Here is a 24,238-nt window from a genome sequence, read left to right as displayed (position 1 = left end):
ACAAAGAAAGCTTCTCTCTTTGTACCGGGGCGCGAGTGAGAAAAGTGCTGCTTATATTCTATATTATAAGCTCGATTTGCTCAACTGTGATCATAGGTGAGGAAGGCTTTGCGTATTCACATCATTGGAGGGCCTGGAAGCGGAAAAACCACGCTGGCGCAACGCATAGCGGCACATTTTCGCATTCCTTTTTATGAATTGGATGTCATTGGTTGGGAAGGAGGAGTAGGAGCTGAACGCTCTTTAGAGGACCGGTTGCGTGATATTCATCAAATAGCTGTGTCATCCGATTGGGTCACAGAGGGCGCTTTTATCGAATGGACGGATGAGCTCTTTCAGGCATCCGATCATATCGTATGGCTTGATCTCCCCTGGATCATTGCCGCGTGGCGTATTGTAACTCGTCACGTGCGAGCAAGTCTCGCGGGAACTAACCGGCATAAAGGATTCTTTAAACTGCTGCGTTTTCTTGCGCACAGCAGGATATATTATACCAGCAAAGATCCCTCAATGGGGCATTCGCGAATGATAGCAGCTACTTATCTAGCCGCTTATGGCGAGAAAGTGATCCATTGCCGGCGTCCGTCGAAGGTTGAAGCGTTCTTCAAGGCGCTCATTACCGAAGAAAACCAATGATATAATAGAACTGGCGTGGCTACGGATATGTTAATGATAGCCAGGAGAAAGGATAAGCGCATGACGCTAGAGATAGGTGTCGAAGAGTACTTTGAACTCGAAGAGCGCGATCCTGATACGCGCTATGAATATCTTGATGGCTATATGTACATAATGCCGGGTGGAAGCGCCAATCACGCGACTATCGGCGGAAATATCCGTGACATTCTGAAAGGTTTACTTCGCGGTGGCCCTTGCCGCGCCTACAATTCGGATATGAAAGTGCGTGTCTCGGAGAATCGTTACCTTTATCCTGATGTGGTGGTGAGTTGCGATGCGCGTGATCGAGGGAATAGCGATCTGATCCGATCACCACGCGTTGTCGTTGAAGTACTCTCTCCAAGTACGGAGGCTCGCGACCGTGGAAGAAAACTGCAAGCCTATCTTGCCTGTCCTACCATTGAGGAGTATCTGTTGGTGGACTACAGGACTATGAGGATAGAGATATATCGCAAAGAGCAGAAAAAATGGATGTATGATGCTTTTGGCGCTGATGATGAGGTTGAGCTTGCTTCCCTGGGGGTGCATTTTCCCGTTGCCGATGCCTACGAGGATGTGATTTTTGAAAACGGCGGGCCGGTAAACCCACAGGCGAAATGATAAAAGTTGTGCCGGAATAATTTTATGCGCCTGGGCACCAGATAGATTTATTTGATCGAGGAATAAAGATGGATTTGCGAGGGAAGCGCGTACTGATTATGGGGTTGGGGTTGCATGGATCGGGGATTGCCTCGGCCCGGTTCGCTGCGCAGCAGGGGGCGATTGTGCGTGTGACCGATTTGAGATCGGCGGAGGTGCTCGCGCCAAGCATAAAGACGCTAGAGGGGTTGCCAATCGAGTATGTGCTTGGAGAACATCGCGAAGAGGATTTTCGCTGGGCCGAGGTTGTCATTCGAGTTCCGGGTGTGAAAAAGTCTTCTCCTTACCTGCGCATCGCTCGCGAACATGGGGCGCAAATTGAGCAGGAGATTGCTTTCTTCTTTCAGGCCTGTACCGGCCGTATCATCGGTATTACCGGCACGCGCGGGAAAACGACGACCACGACACTTATTTATGAGATATTGCGCGCTACTGGTGCCAGGACGGTTATCGGTGGCAACGTGGCCGGTGTTGAAACGCTCTCTCTCTTGCCCACCATTACACCTGATACTCTCGTAGTGCTGGAATTATCGAGCTGGCAACTGGAGGGGCTGGAACCGCATAAGCTCAGTCCACAGGTTGCCGTCATGACCAATATCTATCCCGATCACCTCGATACCTATGCGGACATGGACGAGTATGCCGCGGCCAAGGCAAATATTTTCCGCCATCAACACGCGGATGACCTGGCGATTTTTAACTACGATAATCCCTGGACGCGCCGCCTTGGAGAGGAAGCGGTTGCCAGGACCTGGTTTACCAGCCTGGAACTGGGAGGAAGTTTCGCGCGCGGTTCCTCTGATATTGCGCCATTCATCTTTACGGAGACGCCATTGATAGGAAAGCATAACCTTGAGAATATCCTGCTGGCGACGACAACTGCGAGATTGCTGGGTGTTCCTGACGAGATTATCGCCGCGACGGTGCGTAGTTTTCACGGAGTTCCTCACAGATTGGAGGAGGTCGCGGTTATCAACGGAGTGCGCTTCATCAACGATAGTACCAGTACGACTCCGGTGGCAGGGCGGATCGCTCTGGAAGCTTTCGATGGTCCGATAGTGCTGGTCGCGGGTGGCAATACGAAATTTCTACCGCTTGAAGATTGGCCGCGAACGATTGTGCAGCGCTGCCGGAACGTGATTCTGCTCAAGGGGACAGGTACAGATGAGTTGTTGCCGGTGCTGCAACAGGAGGCCGAGAAATACGGGATCCCTGACCCCGTATGCGGCGTTTTCGATGATTTCACGACCGCAATGAATGAGGCCGTTTCGCTGGCGCGGCCCGGGGATGTGCTCCTCTTTTCGCCGGGTTTTACCAGCTTTGGCATGTTCCTCAATGAGTTCGACCGCGGCGATAAGTTTGTCGCTTATGTACGCGCGTTGAAGTAACAATCCCCTGCAAGCCTCAAGCAAGCGTTTGGACATCTCCATGGTTAAAGCAAGCTTACGGTGATATTCCCCCAAATGTCCTATCTCTTCTACTGAAAGTCAAACGATAGTTTATACTATGGCCGGGGTAAAAATTTATGTAGGGGGAAGCCATGCGCTTTCGACAATGTGAGGATAACAAGGTCAGGGCTTTTGCTGTGATCTCTATTTGCCTTCTCTTGTTTGTGACAGCATGTTCCAGCAATGTGGGGCAACCTGGGAATAGCAATGAGATGCAGGTATCAGGGCAAAGCAGTCCAACCTCAGGCTCGTATTCGGGAGTTACCATTCAAGTGCCCCGCCAGAATTCTGGGGCACCGGGGGCGCACCCAACCGGCGGAACGACACCAGGGGCGACACCTACGCAGGGGCAGGGCAATCCCGATCCGCCTCCAGGCCCCGTGCCTCAGGGTCAGGGAATTGTTCCGGCGGCATTTCCTCATTATTTTAGTTTTGGCGTGATGAATCCTCCTGGAAGCGCTTCACAGCTTGATGATATGCGCAGCAGGAACGGCGCAGCTTTTAGCTTCAGGTATCAATATCTGACCGGTGGCGTCAATACAGGCAGGGGATGGGAACAATGGCAGCAACCTCAAGGGCAGTTTGCTACCTCTTATATGGATGAGAGCGCGCAGCACGGCTATATGCCCGTGTTTGTCTACTATGAAATCTGCCTGAGTAATGGCCCGCATCCCGGTAGCTATTGCGGTGGCCATAATATAGATCAGGATACAGGTAATCTGGCAGATGCATCAACGATGAAGGCCTATTTTGCGAACTGGGTGCTGATGCTGCAAAAAATAGGCGCTTTCGGCAAACCTGTCTTCGTGGTTGTCGAGCCTGATTTATGGGGCTTCTTGCAAAATGCCACCCATGGCAGCGATAATGCTGCTACCATTCCCGCGAGTGTCAGTTCATCCGGTTTCCCCGATGCATCCGGCTTTCCCAATAACGCGCAGGGATTTACCTGGGCTTTGCTGCACATGCGCGACAAATATGCGCGCAACGCTATTCTAGCGCTGCATGCCTCGACCTGGGCAGCGGGTGATGATATCGCCACGGATACCAATCCCAACGTGGATGTTCCCGGACTGGCCCAGAAAGAGGCGAATTTCCTCAATACTGCCGGGTTAGTTGGTAATCCAAATGGAGTCTCAAGCTGGGATGTGATTTCCAACGATGTGGCCGATTTTGACTCAGGGCAACCCGGTAGTCGAGGATGGTGGGATCGCTATAATAGGACTTTTCCCAATTTTGCTCGCTACCTGACCTTTATCGGTGATCTGAGCAAGGATACACACCGGCGCATTGTGATGTGGCAAGTGCCAATGGGTAATCAGTATTTTGATACCATGAACAATTCGTCCGGCCACTACCAGGATAATCGCGCGGAGTATATCCTGAACAATGTCGCCAGTTTTGCCACGGCGGGTGTGATCGCCGTCCTGTTTGGGCCTGGTAATGGTGGCACTATGAATATCGATGCAATGCATGATGGGGTAACCAATCCAGGCCCGATCAGCACGTATGAATGCAATAATTGTAACAATCACACGAGCAGTTATCCTGATGACGATGGTGGGTACCTGCGTATCTTCGTTGGCCTGTACTTGCAGCATCCGGTGATGCTGCAATGACTGCGACCCTCATGAGGACGGCAGCAAGAGTACGTCCTGGGATTATTCCAGGTAGCCCAGGGCTTGCAGGCGCGATTTGATACTTTCGATTTCTTCATCGTTGGCCAACTCTTCCCAGAGTGGAGCAATATAGCCATGCTGTTCGAGATAGGCGATCAGCCGTAATGCGGCGCGTTCGAGCGCATCCTTTCCCGTGTCCAGGCTCAGTTCCGGGGATGGTGGGGGTTCATAGAGGGCTTCTATCTCAGTGGGAAACCTGGTCTCCGATTGTTCCACACGCTTCTGCCTCAACCCGGTTTCACAATGCAAATAGACCTCAATGAAGCGATGTATCTGCTCGCGGGCGTAAGAACGTGCCTCTATATAGGGTGATACCGAAGTGGTGATGCTTATGATGCCATTACGCGCCAGTATTGTGCAAATATAGGTGATAAAGGCATCATAGCCGATTGTATGGCTATTGTCTTGCCGGATATCCTCGTGTATCTGAAGTTTGAGATTGAGCCAGTGGGTAAGCACCTGCGAATCGATGATTTCAACCTTGTAACCGCGCGCTAGCAGCGCTTTCTGTACGAGATGTGCCAGGCTAGTTTTGCCTGTGCCGGGCAGACCGGTAAACCAGAGCGTGAAACTGAGAGCGCTCTGGGCGAAAATCGTCGACCAGCCGGATTCCAGGTCCCATATGTGGTATTCCGAGTGCTGCGACATTTCGGCGCTCCTTTTTTTGACCACAAGCGCTGTGGGACGCAATATGAGCGAGTGATGCAACCAGTTGGGCAGAGATAGACCACCTGTATTGTATCCTCTTGTGGGGAGTAGTGGCAAGTATCTGATCTACGTATTCAAGTTTTTTCTGCCATATATAAGTAAAACCTTTTTTCGTCTCCCAGAACTGCCCGAACTGGCTTGCGAAGGCGCCATAAGTCTGGTAGACTAACAGTTGGTAGGGAAGCGTTGAATTGTACAATGTGGCAAGTACACGCGCGAACGATGTTGTTCCAACGCGATGAAGGAGAAAAAGATTATGACAATCATGATGAGCCGGAAAGCCCTGGAAGAATATGGATTAGTAAACCTGGGAAAAATTTACTGGAATCTTGCGCCTGCTATCCTGGTCGAGCACGCGCTGGCACGTGGAGAGGGGCAATTAGCATCAAACGGCGCGTTTGATGCTACGACCGGGCCGCATACAGGGCGCTCGCCAAAAGATAAGTTTATCGTTTCAAATGAGGAGTACGCAGCGAAGATCTGGTGGGGTGAAAATAATCACCCGCTGTCGCAGGAGAATTTTGAGTCTGTGCGCACCAGCCTGGCGGCATATTTGCAGGGACGCGATGTCTACGTGCTGGATGCGGCCGCGGGTGCCGACCCGGATTATCGCATGCCGATCCAGGTGATAACGGAACTGGCCTGGCATAACCTCTTCGCCCGCCAACTCTTCCTACGTGTGAATGAGAACGATGTGGCTAGCAACCGGCCAGGCTTCACCATCCTGTGTGTGCCGAATTTTAAGACCGATCCACGTATTCATGGCACGCGCTCGAATGCCGCCATTATTATCGACTTTGAGGAGCGGCTGATTTTGATCGCCGGTACGCATTATGCCGGCGAAATGAAGAAGTCTATATTTACCGTCCTCAATTTCATCCTGCCCGCCGAGGGTGTATTGCCCATGCATTGCTCGGCCAATGTGGGTGAAGCGGGCGATGTGGCGCTGTTCTTCGGCCTGTCGGGCACAGGCAAAACGAGTCTATCAGCCGATCCGAGCCGGCACCTGATCGGTGATGACGAGCATGGTTGGGGAGACAATGGCGTCTTCAACTTCGAGGGTGGATGTTACGCCAAGTGCATTAATCTCTCACAGAAGTATGAGCCACAAATCTGGAATGCGATCCGTTTTGGCGCGGTGTATGAGAATGTCGTACTGAAAGAGAAGACGCGCGAACCGGATTATGCCGATGATTCTTTGACGGAGAATACGCGGGCGGCTTATCCTATCGACTTCATCGAGGGTGTGGTCGAGTCGGGTATGGGCGGGCATCCCCAGGCGGTGATTTTCCTGACCGCCGATTCTTTTGGGGTGCTGCCTCCGATCTCCAAACTGACGACGGTCCAGGCAATGTACTACTTCCTGTCGGGCTATACGAGCAAGCTGGCAGGAACCGAGGCCGGTGTGACGACGCCGGAGGCGACGTTCAGTCCATGCTTCGGGGCCGCTTTCTTGCCGCTGCGTCCTGGCGAGTATGCAAATCTGCTAAGGGAGCGTATCGAGAAGCATAATGTACGCTGCTACCTGATCAATACCGGTTGGACTGGCGGGCCTTATGGCGTTGGCGAGCGTATCAACATCAACTATACACGAGCGATGGTGAGGGCGGCCATCGGTGGCGAGGTGGACAACGTGGAGATGGAGACTGATCCCGTGTTTGGGTTGAGCTTCCCGGCCTCATGTCCAGGTGTGCCGGACGAAGTCCTCAATCCGCGCAATACCTGGGCAGATAAAGAGGCATATGACGCGCAGGTGCGCAACCTGGCCGAGCGCTTCAAAAAGAATTTCCAGCAGTTCATACTGCCCAGCGATGAAGTGAGGAATGCGGGGCCAAAGTAGGTCTATGAGGGAGTAGTTGAAGAGAGTCAGGAGAGAGATTTTGAGGGCGACCCTCGTGGTCGCCCTTACTATGACTACCTTTTCATCTTCACCTGAACCAGGATCAAGTGGCAGCTAACCGCCGCAAACACCGAAATTGCTGCAAAATCCGTTTATTTGCATTGACTGGCCTTAAACGCCCCCTTGCCATTTCGTTCAGATAGTGTAAAATGTCTTAAGTAGCGAAAATACGCCAAATTTAGGGATTAAAGAGGAAGTATAGCGATGAGACAAGGCGATGGAGCGGATCTTCTGGGGGCGAACGACCCGCGTAGCTCCGAAATTGGCGTTATATACGTGGCCCCCAATGATGATAGACAGAGTGTGCTGGCCGCCATTCTAACCCAGGATAAGCTTGGCCGTAAGCAGGTAGCTGTCATATTGCCCGAGCATAACAAGGCCTTTCAACGCCCGGTGGATTTTGAGGGGCTGAAGAATATGCGCCGCGGCCTGAAGACGCAGATCGTGTTTGTGGCCCCTCCCGGCCCTGGTCCTGCTGAGTTCGCACGACAGCGCCGTTTTCCCGTGTATTCTTCTCCAGAATCATTTGTGCAATCATTACGTGATGAGAGTCCATCTACCGGGCCCATTCGCAGAGGTTTATTTGGACGCAGGCCCAAGCCGGCTAACGGCACGGGGGTGATTTCCAGGGCAGCTGTTGAAAGTGGACCGACCGCACCTTTACCGGGCTCGCCCCCGCCCATTCCTCTGCCTGTTCCAGAAGAACGCGTCACTCCATCGTCCAGCCCGGTCAATCAGGTGGAAGAAAACTCGCCTGATCAGCAACAGCATGAGCCGGAGGGTGTAAATGGGGCAGCTATAGGCGCAGCAGGATTGGGACTGGCTGCCGGTGCAGGAATTGCTGCCCTTGCTGCTCATAATGGAGCGAATGCTTCCCCTCATCCCGACGATGAAGCAGATTTGCTTCCACCTGCGCCTGGACAGTCGCCACCCGATACTAGCTCCCAGCCCGCCGGTACTCCTGCGCAAGATGAAGCGGAAACGAAGCCTCTCAACGATTCTCAGAGTGGTGGAGGGCCGGGAATAATTGTATTTCCATCGCCGCAAAATCGTGCAAAGACGACGGGAAAATTGCCCGCCGCGGTAGCGCCGGTTCCAGTTCCACAGTCAAATACACCACCGGCCGTTCCGCCCAAAAAGCGCCGCAATACCGGGAAAAATGCTGCGATAGCTGCCGGTGCGGCAGGAGCAGGCGCGGGTGCGGCACTGGCGACTCAGGCCCCAGGTACTGGCGGTACACCTCCGCCAACAAGAGGAAATGCTGGAGGTCCTGGCGGAGGTGGAGGGGCTTCTCGCCGGCGTACAAGCCGGACGTTGCTGGTTGTGCTGCTTATTTTACTCACCCTCTTGCTGGTGGCGGGCATAGCCTTTGCCGCTCCGGGCGGGATCGGGCGGCTTTCAAATGTCATCCCCGGTACGTCACCGACCGCGAAAGTAGCGATTACTCCAGTTAGTAAAGATGTGAAGGATGCCTTTGTTCTCACGGCAGTAACGGGGACGCCCGTTGCTTCCAAACACCAGGTGCAGGCCCGCCAGCTCTTGTATACCACTCCTTCGCAATCAAATACGGTCCCGGCTACCGGCAAGGGACAAATTCCGGCTACATTTGCCACAGGAACTTTGACATTTTTTAACGCTTTGACTTATTCGCAGACAGTCGCTGTAGGTACGGTTTTGAGAGGGGCGGATGGTGTGCAAGTGGAGAACACCCAGTTGGCTGTCATACCAGCAGCCAATCCCCCAACTGAAGGTTCGGTCACTGTATCTGCACGGGCAGTACAGGCAGGTGTTAGTGGTAATATTAATGCTTTTGATGTCAATGGAACATGTTGTATTAGTGGTGTGACTGTGCAAAATAGAGGAGCATTTAGTGGTGGCCAGAATGCCTCCACCTACACCGCCGTACAGCAAAGCGATATCGATGGGGCGGCTGCTCCCCTGAAAACGTCGCAAACCAAAAGCGCGCAGAAGGCGTTGCAGGCCCAGATTAAGAGCAACGAGAAGCTGGTCAATCCGGCGCAATGTTCCACCAATGTCATCTCTAATCATAAGGCGGGGGATAGAGCAACGAGCGTGACGGTGAGTGTGACGGCGACCTGTAGTGGAGAGGTGTACGATCAGGCGGGGGCGAAGACGCTGGCGGCAGGGTTGCTCAAGGCCGAGGCACAGAAGAATCTGGGCAGCAATTATATGCTGCTGAATGATAATGTGGTGACGCAGATTACATCGGCCAGCATCATCGATAAGCAGGGGACCGTCTCCCTGGATGTGAGCGCGGAGGGCATCTGGGTCTACCAGTTCAGCGATGCCACGAAGCAGAACCTGGCGAAGCTGATCGCGGGCAAGAGTGAAGCTGAGGCTAAAACGTTACTGTTGCAGCAGCCAGGGATAAGCGATGTGCAGATCACGCTTTCGAGCGGCAATAGCCTGCCCACTGATCCTGCCAATATCACGATTGTGATCAATACGGTGCCGGGATTGCCAGCGGGTACTCCGACGACCACGCCGCCAATTCCGACAGGCACAACACCGGCAACACAGACACCGCCAACGCCGACTCCTACACCCACCTCTGAGCCGGGGTTGGGTGGCAGCTAGGAAAGGATACAGGCTGGCGATGCTCGCTCTGGAAGGCAGGCAACTCGGAAATTATGATGTGGTCCGGCGCATTCGAGTAGGCGGGATGGGCGCTGTCTACGAGGGTAGGCAGCGCACGGCCTTTGGACGGCGCGTTGCTATCAAGGTCATTCTTGGCAACTATGCATCTGATCGCGAGATGCGCCGTCGCTTTGCGCGCGAGGCGCAGACCATCGCGCAGCTGCATCATCCTCATATCCTGCCCCTGATCGAGTTTGGTGATGAACGGGGCCTCCTGTATCTTGTCATGCCGTTTATCGAGGGCGGAACGCTCACGAGCTACCTGCGCCACGCGCTGCCCGATTTGAATGAGGTCGCGGCCATTTTCCTGCAACTATTGGATGCTGTAGAGTATGCGCACGACGAGGGACTGATTCACCGCGATATCAAATCTTCGAACGTCCTGCTAGACTTGCGCCGCAGTGGGCCTCCATATGTCTACCTGGCGGATTTCGGCCTGGTGCGCACATCGCAGCAAGCGGAAATGGAGCAACAGGGCAGGCCAATTCCCCTCGAGCAAGTGCCCGGCACTCCCCACTATATGGCTCCTGAGCAGACACGCGGCATCGTTACGACTTCAACCGATATCTATGCGCTGGGTGTCTTGCTGTATCAGATGCTGGTAGGAGAACTGCCCTATAACGACCCGGATGAGGTGAAGGTCATCAAAATGCACCTGTACGCGCCTGTACCTTCACCGTGCGATCTTGACGCTTCGATCCCTTTTGAACTGGGTGAGGTAGTGCAGACCGCCATGGCCAAGAGGCCGGAGGCGCGCTATAGCAGTGTGGCCGAGTTGCGAGAGGCTTTCCTGGCATCCCTAAAAGAACCTGTTGCGACCATTGATGAGGATGACCAGCCTTTTGAAGATATTGCTCCCCCGCTTCAACGCCATGTCTCAGTGCCGCTGGTTGAACCGGAGCCGCAACAAATGCCACCCCCTGCACCCGTTCCTGTGCAGCGTCCCCAGCCCAGGCGCCTGGTCCGACCTATTTCAAGGGGAATGCAACAAATCGGTCAGCGTGCCAGAGCTTCTATGAAGGTGAGGAAGAGACGTTTCGCGCTCACGGTAACGGCCGCAACGCTGGTTCCTGCGCTGCTTTTACTTGTACTGGTCATACCGCGGGTATTTGGTTTCAGCCTGATTCCGGCGGCGGTACCGATTCAGAGCGCCTCACCAGATGCAACCATTTTAGTCACGCTTCAAAGCAAGACGTTGCAAAATACGTTCATTTTGACGGCTTCTCCTCACACGCAGCAGCCGGACGCTGCGACACGCGTGATTCCTGACCATATCGTACAGGCCACGAGTACGGATAGTCGTACCGTCCAGACCACGGGTGAGAAAACGCTTCCTGGGACGCGCGGAAGTGGCACGATCTTGTTCGATAATAGCAGCCATACAGATGTGTTTGTGACCCAGGGAACGACTTTTACGGCCAGTTCAGGCGTACAAATCATGGTGACGCAGTCGGTAAACGTGCCGGGACGCCATAATGGACAGGATGGCACGGCTACGGCCCCTGGTCAGGCCGTCCAGGCGGGTGCTGCCGGAAATATCCAGGCAGGCGCGCTCAATACGAATTGCTGCAACGGCCAGGTAACGGTGAGCAATCCCGCGCCTTTTGAGGGTGGGACGGACTCACAGCAGGTACACATAGTGACGCAGGCGGATATTGATGGTGTGACGAATGCTTTAAGCGGGCAACTCCGGCAACAGGCGATGAAACAGCTTCAGAGCCAGCTGGCTGCCGGGGATCAGGAAGCCGGGCAACCCTCTTTTACTACAAAGGCAGTAGCGGATAATCCGGTCGGAGCGCAGGCAAACCAGGTAACGGTACAGGTCAGTATTGCGGCGACGGCTCTGGTATATAACGTGAATATAGCTGATCAGATCGCGGAACAATTGTTGAGTAAACAGGCGGCGCAGGACCCTGGCAAGGATTATCACTTATCAAAAGGTTCGATTTCATTCGTTGGACCAATCGGCGTGCAGCAGGCACAGAACGATATGCTGTATTTGAGTGTAACTGTGCATGGCCTGTGGATTTATAACATCACGAACCAGCAAGTCGATACCTGGCGTCAAGAGATCAAGGGGTTGACGCCTGCTCAGGCCACGGTATATCTATCTTCGCAGCCAGGAGTAATCTCAGTTCAGATTCAATTGCCCTTTGGGACTGATCATCTCCCAGTTTCGGCCAATCAAATTCGCGTTCAGCTTGGGACGAAATAGCTCAACCGGTCGCTGCCCTCTTTTCCTATCATGCATATGTGTTATACTATGTCCGTCGAAGTGGGGGCCGGCAATGTGGCCGAGCACCGCGAAAAAGCTGTGAGAGGGTATTGCGTAATGGACAAACAAATAGATGCTCCGATGGGAGAGATGCATTATTATGATTCGGTTCTTGATCTGATAGGCGAAACGCCGCTGGTGCGGCTGCATCGAGTTGCCAGCGATGTAGAGCCGATTGTGCTGGCAAAAATGGAAATGTTCAATCCGGGTGGCAGTGTCAAAGATCGCATTGGACCGGCTATGATCGAGTACTGTGAAAAGCGTGGATTACTGCGCCCGGGCGGCACAATCGTTGAGCCGACGAGCGGCAACACAGGTCATGGACTGGCCATCGCCGCGGCTATTAAAGGATATCACTGTATTTTCGTGATGACCGATAAAGTCAGCGAGGAGAAGCGCAGCCTGTTGCGTGCCTACGGAGCCGAGGTGGTGATTTGCCCCAGCAGCGTCACGCACGATTCTCCAGAGCATTACAAGAATGTAGCGCACCGGTTGGCCGACGAGATTCCGGGCGCCTGTTGTCCAGATCAATACGCCAATCCGGCGAATCCCGCGACCCATTATGCCACGACAGGCCCCGAAATCTGGCACGATACCGCCGGACGTATCAGCGCCTTTGTGGCGGGCATCGGCACAGGTGGTACTATCTCAGGCACATCTCGCTATCTCAAAGAGCAGAATCCGAATGTGAAGGTCATTGGTGCTGATCCCCCAGGTTCGGTATATTCCGGTGACACCCCTGGGCCATACAAGGTCGAGGGCATCGGCATGGAGCTTTTCCCGAAGAACTACGATCCAACGCTGGTTGATGAGGTTATTCGCATCGATGATCGCACCTCGTTCTACTGGGCGCGCAGGCTGGCGCGTGAAGAGGGCATCCTGACGGGTGGGTCGGCAGGTACGGCATTGGCCGCCGCCCTCGTCTATGCGCGTCGCCTGACATCAAACGATGTGGTTGTCGTCTTGTTACCCGATACCGGGCGCGGCTACTTGAGTAAGCAGTTCAACGATACGTGGATGCGCGAAAACAATATGCTGATGCCGGCTGAGACTGAAGAGCCGACGCTGCGCGATGTGCTGACATATCGCCGCACCCATTCGCAAACGATGCCACTGGTGGTCAGTGTTCATCCCACAGATTCGATTGCCGATGCCGTTGAACTGCTGCGTCGCTACGGGATCAGCCAGACGCCGGTAATAGAAAATGGGCGCATGGTCGGTAGCCTGACCGAAAATCTGCTACTGCGCCACCTCGCCAGCGGCGAACCATTGGCGGCGATGGTCGTGCGCGACCTGCAAGGCCCTCCATTCCCAGAATTGCCCGGTGACGCGCTTGCTCAGGAGGCCTATACGCTCTTTAGCGCAGGCCAATCGGCAGTCGCCGTGATGAACAATGGATTGCTAGAGGGTATCGTTACCAAGAGCGATTTGTTGGAGTTCTGGGCACAGTCGAGGAATCAGTAGGGGCGCACTCTTGTGGTCGCCCTCTGGTGGGGTTCTCGTTACACTTCTAATCCCCCCGTTATCGTATACATCGCCTCGCTCAGATGTCCATTCGATGGTGCGAAGGCTATCGAGAAAACGGGGAAAGCGTTGCCATCCACAAATGAGGTCGAGATATAATCTCCGACCTTGTTTCTGCCCTGCGGTAGCCAGGATAAATTCATTGGCCTGGCAAGCTGAATTTTCTTCGTCCAATGATTGCCACCGTCGTCTGAGGAGACAAAACCTGCATAGAACTGGCAATTGCCAGTATCACAGGTGGTCGAATGATAATAGAAGGCGAGCGCGAGATGCGCGTTATTGCCGGATGTGTTCTTATCGACTCCAAGTCCGGGTACCAGGTGATCTATCCCGCTGCCGCGGGAATCGATGGGAATAAGTTGGACAGGCGACCAGTGGATGCCATCCGTCGAAGTTGACATGACGAGGTCGTCTTCGCTGCCGCTCAAACTTGTGTCTGAGTTATCATTCTCAGACCTATCCGCGCTTTCATCAGATGCGCCGCCCGGCTTGCAATTTGCCTCAAACTGGCAATCCACCCATACCAGGTACACTTTGCCTGAACCATCCATAGCAGCTGTCGGCAGGACGCTGCCGGTGATTTTAGCCACGACGCTAGTCTTGCTCCAGCTCGCGCCGCCATCTGTGGAGATGAAGGAGAGTATGCGAGAAGTATCGTAACCGCTGATGGGAACAATCACGGTTCCATTCGGCTGCACAAGGGGCTGGCCGCCCAAACCATGCGCCTTATTATCTGTAGTTATAGGCGTTTCCCAACTACGTCCACCATTCGTAGAGGTACTCATTTCGATCAATCCGCCTTTGTTGTCATCGTCCCACTCGATGTAGCAATGACCATAGAACTTGCTGGTAGCAGTACTATCGCAAGTGATCCAATCCTTGTCATAGTAGGTACTGCCACCATTCACGACATCAATGGGCTTGCTCCAGCTTAATCCACCATCGGTTGAGAGATTGACGATCACGGCAGGGCTGGCCAGGCTAGCTCCACTACCTGTTACAGCGAGGGAAGAGATGATCCATGTTTTGTAAGCGGCATCATAGGCAACCGAGGGATCGCTGACACGGGTAAAAGGCCCACCTGCAAATTGCGTGGTGCCGGGTAAAAAACCGTTCTTCCAGGTATTTCCGCCATCGGTGGACGTGGCCCAGCCAATATTGGAGCTACCCCCATCACTGAAGCGTCCAACCTGGAAAGCGGTCACGATGGTTGAACCATAAGAGAAGGTGCCAGGCTCGACCTCGGTCTGGTGCTGGCTGGTTTTATTGCTATACAGGTCGCTGCTGAGTTGAAATGGCGGTCTCAGATCATTCGGCAAGGGTGGTGGCAAGGCATACGTCAGTTGCTGCTGATGAAGAAAAGGGAGCGTATGGACGGCAGCAAAGACGAGTAATAGGAGAAGTGAGGGGGTTACAATGAGGGCGATGCTAGTCAAACGAGGATGCCTGAAAAGCTGAGACATAGAGAAAATCTCCTCGGCAGTAGTGTACTTTTGTGTGTTATTAGATATTTCGCTGTGTTTTTATGCTTGCCGAGATAAGAGTATACCATAAAGTTGGGATAATTGCGTTAAAAAACATATTGACAAATCACAAACTCTCTGGTATCCTGTCAACAAGGTAAAGATGCCTCGTAAGGAAAGGAAGGGTACAGCTATGCAAAGCAATCGAAGAAGTACGCGCGGGTTTGTGGGAGCTGTGCTGAGTGAGCGCGTGTAATGGCGCGTTCGCCTTATGAGGTATTCGAGCATACGGCAGATATCGGTCTGAATGCCTATGGCGCGACCCTGCCGGAACTGTTCATCCATGCCGCACAGGGCATGGAAAGTTTGATGGTCGTCCCCGAACAGGTGCAGGCGCGGGTGAGTCGCGAGATTGTCGTGGATGGTCACGATACTATCTCACTGCTGATTGCCTGGCTAAACGAACTGATCTTCCTGTTCGATACCGAATACCTTCTCTTTCGCCAATTTCAAATCGACGCCCTCACAGAAACTCACTTGCAAGCACGAGCCTCCGGCGAACCCTATGATGCGCAGCGCCATGACCTCAGCAGCGCCATTAAAGCTGTGACGTGGCATGAGGCTGCCGTAGAACAAACGGATGATGGTTACACAGCTCACATCATCTTCGACATTTAAGCCTTTTCATTAGTATGTCAGAGGGTAATCAGAAACCTGCCCAGTTTGATGTTTGTTTTCTTATAGCCATAGAATATTGCGTGAATGTATCTATGGTTGTATCCTGTCGTGTATCCAATGTGAATTATAAGCGGGTGGATGTTTTGCCTTCGGCAAGTTTGAAAGTAGGAGCAGTATGGGCAAGTCTTTGGAGAAAATACCGTTAGAACGGGTAGACCCTTATCGCTGGCGCATTCCGCAGCGGTACAACGAGGAGATGCGCGTGCCGGGGATGGTCTATGCCGATGACGAACTGATAGGGCAGATTCTTGAGGATAACGCACTGCACCAGGTCGCGAATGTAGCGACTTTGCCTGGCATTGTCGGTCACTCGCTGGCGATGCCGGACATTCACTGGGGCTACGGTTTTCCGGTTGGCGGCGTGGCAGCGACGCATGCTGATTATGGTGTCGTCTCTCCCGGCGGTATCGGCTTTGACATCAACTGCGGTGTGCGCATGCTGGCGACCGACCTGTTGAGGGACCAGGTGCGTGGCAAAGTCGATAAGCTGGCAGACGAACTGTACAATAACCTGCCGTCGGGTGTTGGGGGTGCAGGAATGCGTCAGCTGACTACCGGCGAGATGCGGGCCGTGATGGAGCGCGGCTCAGGCTGGGCTATCGAAGAGGGCTATGGTTTTCCAGATGACCTGGATGTTACCGAGGAGCATGGATGCCTGGCAGGCGCTGATCCCGGCAACGTTTCGAATACGGCAGTGCAGCGTGGTTTGAAGCAACTTGGCAGCCTGGGTTCAGGGAATCATTTCTGTGAGGTGCAGGTAGTCGATCACATCTACGACGCGCAGGCCGCCGAAGTGATGGGTATTGGCCAGTTGGGTCAGATTGTTGTCACCATTCACTGCGGCTCGCGTGGGTTCGGGCATCAGATCGCGGAAGATTATGTGCGGCTGGCGGAGTCGAAGCAGCAGGATTATGGCTTTCACCTGGTAGACCGGCAGCTGGCATGTTTGCCTTTGCAGTCGAACGCGGGAAAGGCATACCTGTCGGCGATGGCATGCGGCGCGAACTTTGCCTGGGCGAACCGGCAGTTGTTGATGCATGGGGTGCGACAGGCGTTTGCCAGCGTGTTTGGAAGGCGAGCGCGTCCCAAGGATATGCCGCTGGTCTACGACGTCTGTCACAACATCGCCAAGATGGAAGAATACGAGGTGGATGAACAGGTGCAGCGGGTCTGCGTGCATCGTAAGGGGGCGACACGCGCATTTCCGGCGCATCATCCTGCCGTGCCGGAAAAGTACCAGGCGATAGGCCAGCCGGTACTCATTCCGGGCGACATGGGCCGTTACTCGTTTGTACTGGTTGGCGCGCAGGGTTCGATTGAGCAGACGTTTGGTACGTGCTGTCATGGCGCGGGGCGCAGGCAGAGCCGCACGGCTGCGAAAAAGTCGCTCAGCCCGCGCGACCTGCTCAATCAGCTGGCGGCTAGAGATATCACGATTCGCGTGCATAGCAAGAACTTGCTGACCGAGGAGGCTCCCCAGGCTTATAAGGACGCGCAAAAGGTCGTGAATGTGGTGCATAACGCAGGCCTGGCGAAACTGGTGGCGAGGTTGAAGCCGGTAATCGTTGTGAAAGGATAAGCTATGCTTGTGCAAAAGCGATGGTTTAGCGCCTATAGAGTGTACCTGATACTCTCTGGCGCTTACTCACTCTTCTTTGCGACGATTACCACCATTAACCTTGTGTACCAGATCGAGATCGCGAAGCTCAACCCACTGCAACTGGTGCTGGTAGGAACGGCATTGGAAACCGTCGCTTTTCTATGCCAGGTTCCTACCGGCATTCTTGCCGATGTTTTTAGCCGTCGCCTGTCGGTAATATTCGGTCTATTCTTGCTCGGCGCCGCTTTCGTCATCGAGGGTTCTTTTCCCAATTTCGCGGTAATTATGGCTGCGCAGGCGCTGTTTGGCATTGGCGCCACCTTCATGGATGGCGCGGAACAGGCCTGGATTAGCGGCGAAGTGGGCGAGGAAAGAGTAGGGCATGTCTTCATGCGCAGCACCCAGATTGGTTTGATTGGCGGGTTGCTCGGTGCCGCGCTCAGTGTTGCTCTGGGCAGTATCCGCCTTAATCTGCCGGTTGTTTTTGGCGGCGCAATGAATATAGTGCTGGCCGGTTTCCTGCTGCTGTTCATGCCGGAAGATGGTTTTCAGCGCGTTCCACGTGATGAGCCTCACTCCTGGCGTGAAATGGCCGGCACTTTCCGCAATGGGATGCGTGTTGTTCGCGGCAGTACCATCCTGATCATTATTCTCATGATCAGTCTATTTTATGGACTATCCAGCGAGGGGTTTGACCGGCTGTCATCGGCGCATTTTCTGGCCGATTTCACCTTTCCTGCCCTTGGTCAGTTGAAGCCGGTGGTCTGGTTCGGTATCCTGTCTGTCGGTGGGACGCTTTTGACGCTGGCGGCATCAGAAGTTGTGCGGCGGCGGGTCAATACCAGTAACCAGCGCATTCTGGTACGTGCGTTATTTGTGATCAATGCGTTATGGGTAGCAAGCCTGTTCGTATTTGGGCTATCCGGAAATTTCTTTCTCGCGGTGTTGGCGTATTGGGCTGCGGGTGTTTTTCGTCGCGTGAACCAGCCAATTTTCACGACCTGGCTCACATTGAACGTCGATGCAAAAGTGCGCGCGACGGTTATTTCGATGTGGAGCCAGATGGATGCGCTGGGGCAGGTCGTGGGCGGCCCACCGGTCGGCTATATCGGTACGGCAGTATCGCTGCGGGCCGCGCTGACTGCCGTTGGGATTATCCTTTCGCCTGTATTGCTGCTGTTTGCTATGGCTGCTCGCGTGGGGAAGCGAAAGGCTGTTGTGGTGGAGGAGGGCGAGGTGCCGGTTTCGTAGCATATTTCCTCAACCAGAGGTAATTGTTACCGTACTGGCGGAACTGGCAACTTCGATATCATAAAAGGAAGCTGCCGGATCAAAGCCGGGACTCTGTAACCAGACGTTGTTGCCCAGGTCGCTGAGATGCTGGTCATCGAAGTCAAATGTGGAAACCCAGCCCTTGAGGTGCGCGCGGGCGGCGGTGCCTTCGGGACGCCGAACGAAAATCGTCGATGCTCCTCCGCTGATCCGTACGGGTACTACTCCTGATGGATCAGGAAGTTCCAGGTGAATCATACTGAGTCCACCCGTGATCTCCAGCCCTGCGAGATGGAGACCATCAAGATTGGCTTCGACTACCGAAGTTCCACCCTGAATGACGATCCACCAGGGGATAGTCGCGTTGAGTGTGATCTCGGCGGCACGTTGCTCAGCGCCCAGCATCCACAGACGTCGTGGATAGCGAACTGTGACCACCCCATCTTTGACCGTGACGCCTGGTGGTGTTCCCTCGAAACGAGCTTGATAGAGTTCGGATATCGCTTCGCCGGTACGCAAGGTCAGTCGAGAGACCCCGGATGAGACAACGAGCCGGCCTCTCGTCAGATCTCCAAGAGGCGCGGAGAAGACTCCCTCATGACTGCCCGGCGGCGTCTCTCGCAAGCGGACAATCTCCTTTCTGGTCAGCGTATTGCTGCCTCTCAGAAATTCTAGCAGAAAAGCAAGCTGTTCTTCGTTGTAGCGCGATGCCATGTCATCCCACGCATCTCCGAGGGAGTCGAAGATGGCGTCAATCTTCTGCATTTCGTCCTTGTCGGGAACGAGCCGGACAATCACTCTGCGACCATCGTTGGGATCGCGCTCACGACGCACAAGCCCGGCCTCCTCCAACCGGTTGAGCATCCCGGTGATCGCCCCGGTGGTCAGGCCCGCGAGATCGGCGAGCTGACCGGCAGTCATGGGGCCGGTAAGATGAAGAACATCAATCACCTGCATATCCGTGACGGTTATCCCGATGCGGGCCGCCGCCGCACGGAAGAAGGATGCTCCCAGTCCGGTGAACTGCCGGAGTTCGCGCGCAAGTTCTCCCAGTAATTGCATGCGTTTTTCTTCAGAACCACTTGACATTTTTTATTCCTTCGGGTAAGATATATTTGTCTTAATTACTAAGATAAATTTCTGATATTTCATTTAATGACTCAGTAAAATTATTATAACACAGAAAGGTAACATATGCCATGATGATTGAGACACGTGGTTTGCGCAAATCGTTCGGCGATCATGTGGTGCTTGATGGCATTGATCTCTCCGTGGCCGAGGGGACCATCTTCGCGCTGCTCGGACCCAATGGCGCTGGCAAGACCACGACCGTTCAAATTCTCTCAACGCTTCTCCGTGCCGATAGTGGCGTAGTGCGGGTTGCCGGACATGACCCGCTGCGAGAGCCTGACGCGGTACGTGCCACTATCGGCGTCACCGGCCAGTTCTCGGCGGTAGATAACCTGCTTACCGGCGAGGAGAACCTGTTATTGATGGCAGACCTGCACCACCTGAACCGGGCTGAAGGCCGGAAGCGCGCGGGCGCATTACTGGAACGCTTCGACCTGGTCGACGCGGCCAAAAAGACCCCTGCCACCTATTCCGGCGGCATGCGTCGCAGGCTTGACCTGGCAATGACACTGGTTGGCAACCCGCGCGTCATCTTCCTCGACGAGCCAACGACGGGCCTTGACCCACGCAGCCGCCATACCATGTGGCAGATCATTCGCGACCTCGTGGCCGAGGGCATTACGATCCTGCTCACCACGCAGTACCTGGAAGAGGCGGATCAACTCGCCGACCGCATCGCGGTACTCGATCAGGGGAAGCTGGTGGCCGAGGGAACTCCCGACGAGTTGAAGCGCCGAATTCCTGGCGGCCATATTCGCCTGCAGTTCGCAGATGTAAACGAGCTGGAACAGGCTGCCCACACCCTGGGCGATGGCGTGCGCGATGAGAACGAACTCGCGCTCCAGATTCCGACCGACGGCAGTATTCGATCATTGAAGGGCGTACTTGACCGGCTCGACCGCGAAGCTATTGAAGTCGAGGGGGTAACAATTCACACGCCCGACCTCGATGATGTCTTCTTTGCCCTTACCGACCGCTCCGACGCACAGAAAGGCTATGTACGATGAATACGCTTTCCCTTACCCTGCACGATTCGGCGACCATGCTGCGGCGTGATATTCGCCATTCGCTGCGTCGCTTCTCAATTACACTCAGTGGCATATTCGTACCGGTTATCATGATGTTGCTATTCGTCTACTTCTTTGGCGGTGCGATAGGCGGTGGTATCGGTTCCTATATCGACTATGTCACACCGGGGATTATCATCATGACTGTAGGCAGTGGGTGCGCTACGACTGCGCTTAACCTGTGCATGGACGTGAGCGAGGGCATTATTACGCGCTTCCGCACTATGGCGATCTCCCGCTCCTCGGTGCTGGTCGGGCAGGTCATCGGTAGCCTGATCCGAACGATGATCAGTATCGTCCTCATTACGCTCATTGCCCTGCTCATTGGCTTCCGGCCTACTGGCGGTCCGCTTGCCTGGCTCGCGGCACCTGGCCTCATCGTGCTGCTTATCCTTGGAGTGACGTGGATGGGGGTGGCATTCGGCCTGGTTGGCAAAACACCCGCGGGAGCGAACAGCCTTGCTCTCATATTCCAGTTACTCGCGTTCACCAGCAGCGCATTTGTCCGCCCGGATTCTATGCCAGCCGGCATACGCTGGTTCTCAGAGTATCAGCCCTTCTCGCCCGTCATCGACACGGTACGCGGGCTGCTGTTAGGGACACCAATCGACGGCAGTAGAGTTATCCTCGCCCTTGTATGGTGTATTGCCCTGATCCTGGTTGGCTACTTCTGGGCGCGCGCGGTCTACAACCGCGGTTCCCTAAAGTAGGCGCACAGAACTGCCACGTGCAGGATTGTCTGATATCCAACCTTCTCATCTTTCTTGCCAACGTTTTGCTGTGTTGTTATACTCGCGTTAAGAATATAGCAACATGGCAATACGAGGCAATAAAGGAGATTTATACAGGTGAAAGTATTAGTAACAGGGGCGGCCGGCTTTTTAGGCGGCCATCTCGTTGATATGCTGTTGGAGCGCGGGGACGAGGTGCGCGCTATGGTGCGACCGGTTGAGGACTCGGCGCGGTTGCGCGCACTGGAGGGCGTCGAGGTCGTCTACGGTGATTTGACGGAACCGGAAACATTGAAGCGCGCGGTGCAGGGGATGCAGCGAGTATACAATGTCGCGGCAAAAACGGGACCGTGGGGATTAGAGGATGTGTATCAGGCCATCAATGTACGCGGGCTGGCAGATCTAATAAACGCTGCGATGGATGCCGGGGTCCAGCGTATAGTGCATACGAGTTCGATCACCGTCTATGGTCATCACCTGCATGGTATCGTTACCGAGAACTATCCATTTCGTGCCGAAGACAACCCGTATAGTCGCACCAAGATCGCGGGCGAGAAATTGATCGGCAACCTGGTCAGGGATCGTGGCGCTCCGGTCGTGATTGTGCGCCCCGCCTGGATTTATGGGCCGCGCGATATGGCCAGCTTTGGGCGCTTCGTCGCGCTGGTTGAATCTGGTAAGGGCTTCATCATCGGCTCTGGCAAAAATATTGTGCCGGTGGTCTATGTGCGCGATGTGGCCCAGGGGCTGATCAAGGCAGGTGATGCCGGTAACGAGGCGATTGGGCAGGCATATACCATCGCCGATGACCGGCGCGTGACGCAGGCCGAATACTTGAATACTATCGCGGATTTCTTGCAGGTGCCTCCTGTCTCTCGACATGTTCCCTACTTGGCTTTGTATGGTGCCGGGCGCGCTGCCGAATTGACCTGGCAGGCGCTGGGACGACGTAAATCAGCACCACCACCTGTTACTACCTATGGTATAACGCTGCTCGGCGGCAACCAGGAGTTCTCGATTGAGAAGGCGCGCCGCGAGCTGGGATATGAGCCTCAGTTCGACGTGATTCGCGGCGTGTCCGAGGGAGTGAAGTGGTACCTGGACTCCAAAAAAAGCGGTCAGGAAAAGCAGGCAGGAGAACAGCGCGAGGTAGCACAGGCAAAAGGGTAAATCTCGTCAGGATGTGTACCATACCTGAACGGTTTTATCGGTGCCTCCAGATGCGATGAGTGTATCGTCTGAGGACCATTGAGCATCAAAAACGGTGGCGGTGTGACCTCGATAGGTGAAAAGCGTATTGCCTGGCTGTTGTCCTACGCGATCAACCATGCAGAACATCCTCTCTCCATGCAATAGATGCCTTCGTCCCGAAAGGTAGGCGTATTGGTAACAGGTATCCTAAACTCTTGCCTCTCTTCTATACGAAAGATACCTGTGCTATTGTAACATACTTGTGGAAGTTATTTGGATAGTTTTATCCTGGATAGGTACGATAAATGGCTCTTACAGCACATATGTAAGAGCCATTTATCGCGGTTAATACGAGGCTATAGAGCTTATCTCCAGCTATATATTCCAGATCTGAGTAGCAATCAAAGTGTGTGAAGGACCATAAAACTCAAAGGTTATGGGAGGGGAAAATTGGCTAAGAAATAAGACTATATTTTCCTCGACCTCGTCTTCTTCTACAGATCCCACACGAGGTATCATGCGAATGCTTGCAACATCGTGACGATTCGCAGTGAGGTAGCCAACCAGGAAGCGATAATTAGGCGCATTCTCTGGAAACACACGCTTTATCGATGAGCTACCAATTCTCAGCGTATGTTTTGCCAAATTGTCTTCCATTGTCTCCTGTATTATCTTCTCGCTCATTGGCTCATTTTGAGCTATTGCCTCTACTGCTGGTTTTTCTCCACCTGCTGATATTCTGATCTGCGGTAGATATGTACGTATCATTTGAAGGTCTTTATTTGCAAGAGAACTATCCTCTGCCTTACAATAAGCTCCAGATTGTATAGTAAATGAGCCGTCTGCATTTTGTATGACATAACTTGTATCGTACCACTGTTGATACGTGGTACTCGTGTAACGCACCACATAAGCATATGTATTTTGATAATTTTTCTCTTTTAAAAAGACAATGCTTTCAGTTTTAGCTAGCATCCCCCTTTCTTCTCTCTTCATCGAGGGATTAGAATCAGTTAGTGTATTAATCACGCCTTGCTTTGGGTCCGTTGTACGCATTGATTCGCTTCCTTTCTGTGGGATGACTTTATATATTCCTCTTGAGTAAACTTGTGCATTATCTGCTTTACAAGTTTACCTCAAGAGGAATGCTGATGTCAAACAAAGTTTTGACAGTAGCAGATATGACTTGAGCGCCTCTTGAGGAGTATCTATCATTTCAAGGCACTCCCTGCGAAAGCAATGTTCGAGCCTTTGATGACAGTTTCTATCCCTTATACGAAAAGATTAGTCAGTAGGTGGACAGGGGGGTGCATATAAGCCAGTGTTTGTGACTTCGTATGTTGTCTGAACATCACCGGTGTCAACTGCAAGAAAAGACTGCCCATTATACTTGTAGTTTCCAGGTAACTGCCCAGGTCCGCTTGGGACTTGCCAAACGTCGTAAAAGCCGGTAAAGTAGAGCGATGAGCCTGGAAGAAGAAAATCAGCGGCTGCGTGAGCAAGCGGCAGAGCGAGAGCAACGCATCGGGCAGTTGGAAAGCC

20 protein-coding genes are annotated in these 24,238 nt (G+C 53.7%); 14 read left to right on the top strand and 6 right to left on the bottom strand.

The window, feature by feature from the left end; all coding sequences use genetic code 11:
- The first annotated feature begins 108 nt into the window (after positions 1–108).
- From VFA09_04315 to VFA09_04300, 4 genes are all read left to right on the top strand, one after another.
- Positions 109–636 carry an AAA family ATPase gene (locus VFA09_04315; protein HZU66481.1) on the top strand — a complete coding sequence of 176 codons (528 nt, stop codon included), beginning with the start codon at positions 109–111 and terminating at the stop codon, positions 634–636.
- Between the two features lie 60 nt (positions 637–696).
- On the top strand, positions 697–1,275 hold the full coding sequence (locus tag VFA09_04310) for a Uma2 family endonuclease (protein ID HZU66480.1): 579 nt from the start codon (positions 697–699) through the stop codon (positions 1,273–1,275).
- 68 nt (positions 1,276–1,343) lie between these two features.
- A complete protein-coding gene (murD, locus tag VFA09_04305; protein ID HZU66479.1) occupies positions 1,344–2,702 on the top strand; it encodes a UDP-N-acetylmuramoyl-L-alanine--D-glutamate ligase in 1,359 nt (452 codons plus the stop codon).
- Positions 2,703–2,854: 152 nt separating this feature from the next.
- Positions 2,855–4,378, top strand: a complete 1,524-nt coding sequence (locus tag VFA09_04300; GenBank protein HZU66478.1) for a hypothetical protein — start codon at positions 2,855–2,857, stop codon at positions 4,376–4,378.
- Between the two features lie 42 nt (positions 4,379–4,420).
- Here the strand turns inward: VFA09_04300 and VFA09_04295 are convergent, their stop codons facing one another.
- Positions 4,421–5,086: an adenylyl-sulfate kinase gene (locus tag VFA09_04295; protein ID HZU66477.1), complete on the bottom strand. Its 666-nt coding sequence runs from the start codon at positions 5,084–5,086 to the stop codon at positions 4,421–4,423.
- Between the two features lie 316 nt (positions 5,087–5,402).
- On the opposite strand from VFA09_04295, the gene pckA reads away from it, so the two are divergent.
- From pckA to VFA09_04275, 4 genes are all read left to right on the top strand, one after another.
- Positions 5,403–6,986, top strand: coding sequence for a phosphoenolpyruvate carboxykinase (ATP) (pckA, locus tag VFA09_04290; protein ID HZU66476.1), 1,584 nt, complete (start codon positions 5,403–5,405; stop codon positions 6,984–6,986).
- A 264-nt stretch (positions 6,987–7,250) separates the two neighbouring features.
- Positions 7,251–9,644, top strand: a complete 2,394-nt coding sequence (locus tag VFA09_04285; GenBank protein ID HZU66475.1) for a hypothetical protein — start codon at positions 7,251–7,253, stop codon at positions 9,642–9,644.
- 19 nt (positions 9,645–9,663) lie between these two features.
- Positions 9,664–11,919: a protein kinase gene (locus tag VFA09_04280; protein HZU66474.1), complete on the top strand. Its 2,256-nt coding sequence runs from the start codon at positions 9,664–9,666 to the stop codon at positions 11,917–11,919.
- A gap of 117 nt (positions 11,920–12,036) precedes the next feature.
- Positions 12,037–13,443: a cystathionine beta-synthase gene (locus VFA09_04275; protein ID HZU66473.1), complete on the top strand. Its 1,407-nt coding sequence runs from the start codon at positions 12,037–12,039 to the stop codon at positions 13,441–13,443.
- 38 nt (positions 13,444–13,481) lie between these two features.
- Here VFA09_04275 and VFA09_04270 read toward each other — a convergent pair whose 3' ends face one another.
- The gene (locus VFA09_04270; GenBank protein HZU66472.1) at positions 13,482–14,966 is read right to left on the bottom strand and encodes a sialidase family protein; all 1,485 of its coding nucleotides are present in this window, start codon (positions 14,964–14,966) and stop codon (positions 13,482–13,484) included.
- 255 nt (positions 14,967–15,221) lie between these two features.
- On the opposite strand from VFA09_04270, the gene VFA09_04265 reads away from it, so the two are divergent.
- The 3 genes from VFA09_04265 to VFA09_04255 all read left to right on the top strand — a co-directional run bounded on the left by VFA09_04265 (position 15,222) and on the right by VFA09_04255 (position 18,555).
- The gene (locus tag VFA09_04265) at positions 15,222–15,644 is read left to right on the top strand and encodes an archease (GenBank protein ID HZU66471.1); all 423 of its coding nucleotides are present in this window, start codon (positions 15,222–15,224) and stop codon (positions 15,642–15,644) included.
- Between the two features lie 175 nt (positions 15,645–15,819).
- Positions 15,820–17,283: an RtcB family protein gene (locus tag VFA09_04260; GenBank protein ID HZU66470.1), complete on the top strand. Its 1,464-nt coding sequence runs from the start codon at positions 15,820–15,822 to the stop codon at positions 17,281–17,283.
- A 3-nt stretch (positions 17,284–17,286) separates the two neighbouring features.
- Entirely contained in the window at positions 17,287–18,555 is a 1,269-nt protein-coding gene (locus tag VFA09_04255; protein HZU66469.1) for an MFS transporter, read from the top strand.
- Positions 18,556–18,564: 9 nt separating this feature from the next.
- Here VFA09_04255 and VFA09_04250 read toward each other — a convergent pair whose 3' ends face one another.
- Positions 18,565–19,665 (bottom strand): MarR family transcriptional regulator, encoded by a 1,101-nt coding sequence (locus VFA09_04250; GenBank protein ID HZU66468.1) that lies wholly within the window; start codon positions 19,663–19,665, stop codon positions 18,565–18,567.
- A 110-nt stretch (positions 19,666–19,775) separates the two neighbouring features.
- Between VFA09_04250 and VFA09_04245 the strand changes: the two genes are divergently transcribed.
- The 3 genes from VFA09_04245 (at position 19,776) to VFA09_04235 (ending at position 22,675) form a co-directional block, all read left to right on the top strand.
- Complete coding sequence (locus VFA09_04245) at positions 19,776–20,714, top strand: ATP-binding cassette domain-containing protein (protein ID HZU66467.1); 939 nt, start codon at positions 19,776–19,778, stop codon at positions 20,712–20,714.
- The gene (locus VFA09_04240) at positions 20,711–21,484 is read left to right on the top strand and encodes an ABC transporter permease (GenBank protein HZU66466.1); all 774 of its coding nucleotides are present in this window, start codon (positions 20,711–20,713) and stop codon (positions 21,482–21,484) included. The genes VFA09_04245 and VFA09_04240 overlap by 4 nt, the downstream gene beginning before the upstream one ends.
- 138 nt (positions 21,485–21,622) lie before the next feature.
- Positions 21,623–22,675, top strand: coding sequence for an NAD-dependent epimerase/dehydratase family protein (locus tag VFA09_04235; GenBank protein HZU66465.1), 1,053 nt, complete (start codon positions 21,623–21,625; stop codon positions 22,673–22,675).
- A 6-nt stretch (positions 22,676–22,681) separates the two neighbouring features.
- Here VFA09_04235 and VFA09_04230 read toward each other — a convergent pair whose 3' ends face one another.
- The 3 genes from VFA09_04230 to VFA09_04220 all read right to left on the bottom strand — a co-directional run.
- A complete protein-coding gene (locus VFA09_04230; protein HZU66464.1) occupies positions 22,682–22,834 on the bottom strand; it encodes a WD40 repeat domain-containing protein in 153 nt (50 codons plus the stop codon).
- A gap of 237 nt (positions 22,835–23,071) precedes the next feature.
- Complete coding sequence (locus VFA09_04225; protein HZU66463.1) at positions 23,072–23,752, bottom strand: hypothetical protein; 681 nt, start codon at positions 23,750–23,752, stop codon at positions 23,072–23,074.
- Positions 23,753–23,967: 215 nt separating this feature from the next.
- The coding region (locus tag VFA09_04220; protein ID HZU66462.1) for a hypothetical protein at positions 23,968–24,238 on the bottom strand (271 nt) is incomplete at its 5' end.

It is taken from the genome of Ktedonobacteraceae bacterium (genome assembly GCA_035653615.1).
Classification (GTDB): Bacteria; Chloroflexota; Ktedonobacteria; order Ktedonobacterales; family Ktedonobacteraceae; genus DASRBN01.
The sequence above is the reverse complement of the archived record's forward strand: the minus strand, read 5'-3'. Positions and strand labels throughout refer to the sequence as shown.

Bases quoted from the DNA above. Each gene is read 5' to 3' on its own strand.
- VFA09_04260 (HZU66470.1), top strand. From the start codon at position 15,820: ATGGGCAAGTCTTTGGAGAAAATACCGTTAGAACGGGTAGACCCTTAT.
- VFA09_04240 (HZU66466.1), top strand. From the start codon at position 20,711: ATGAATACGCTTTCCCTTACCCTGCACGATTCGGCGACCATGCTGCGG.
- VFA09_04310 (HZU66480.1), top strand. From the start codon at position 697: ATGACGCTAGAGATAGGTGTCGAAGAGTACTTTGAACTCGAAGAGCGC.
- VFA09_04280 (HZU66474.1), top strand. From the start codon at position 9,664: ATGCTCGCTCTGGAAGGCAGGCAACTCGGAAATTATGATGTGGTCCGG.
- VFA09_04265 (HZU66471.1), top strand. From the start codon at position 15,222: ATGGCGCGTTCGCCTTATGAGGTATTCGAGCATACGGCAGATATCGGT.
- VFA09_04275 (HZU66473.1), top strand. From the start codon at position 12,037: ATGGACAAACAAATAGATGCTCCGATGGGAGAGATGCATTATTATGAT.
- VFA09_04230 (HZU66464.1), bottom strand. From the start codon at position 22,834: ATGGTTGATCGCGTAGGACAACAGCCAGGCAATACGCTTTTCACCTAT.
- VFA09_04300 (HZU66478.1), top strand. From the start codon at position 2,855: ATGCGCTTTCGACAATGTGAGGATAACAAGGTCAGGGCTTTTGCTGTG.
- VFA09_04270 (HZU66472.1), bottom strand. From the start codon at position 14,966: ATGTCTCAGCTTTTCAGGCATCCTCGTTTGACTAGCATCGCCCTCATT.
- VFA09_04225 (HZU66463.1), bottom strand. From the start codon at position 23,752: ATGCGTACAACGGACCCAAAGCAAGGCGTGATTAATACACTAACTGAT.
- murD (HZU66479.1), top strand. From the start codon at position 1,344: ATGGATTTGCGAGGGAAGCGCGTACTGATTATGGGGTTGGGGTTGCAT.
- VFA09_04245 (HZU66467.1), top strand. From the start codon at position 19,776: ATGATGATTGAGACACGTGGTTTGCGCAAATCGTTCGGCGATCATGTG.
- VFA09_04285 (HZU66475.1), top strand. From the start codon at position 7,251: ATGAGACAAGGCGATGGAGCGGATCTTCTGGGGGCGAACGACCCGCGT.
- VFA09_04295 (HZU66477.1), bottom strand. From the start codon at position 5,086: ATGTCGCAGCACTCGGAATACCACATATGGGACCTGGAATCCGGCTGG.
- pckA (HZU66476.1), top strand. From the start codon at position 5,403: ATGACAATCATGATGAGCCGGAAAGCCCTGGAAGAATATGGATTAGTA.
- VFA09_04250 (HZU66468.1), bottom strand. From the start codon at position 19,665: ATGTCAAGTGGTTCTGAAGAAAAACGCATGCAATTACTGGGAGAACTT.
- VFA09_04255 (HZU66469.1), top strand. From the start codon at position 17,287: ATGCTTGTGCAAAAGCGATGGTTTAGCGCCTATAGAGTGTACCTGATA.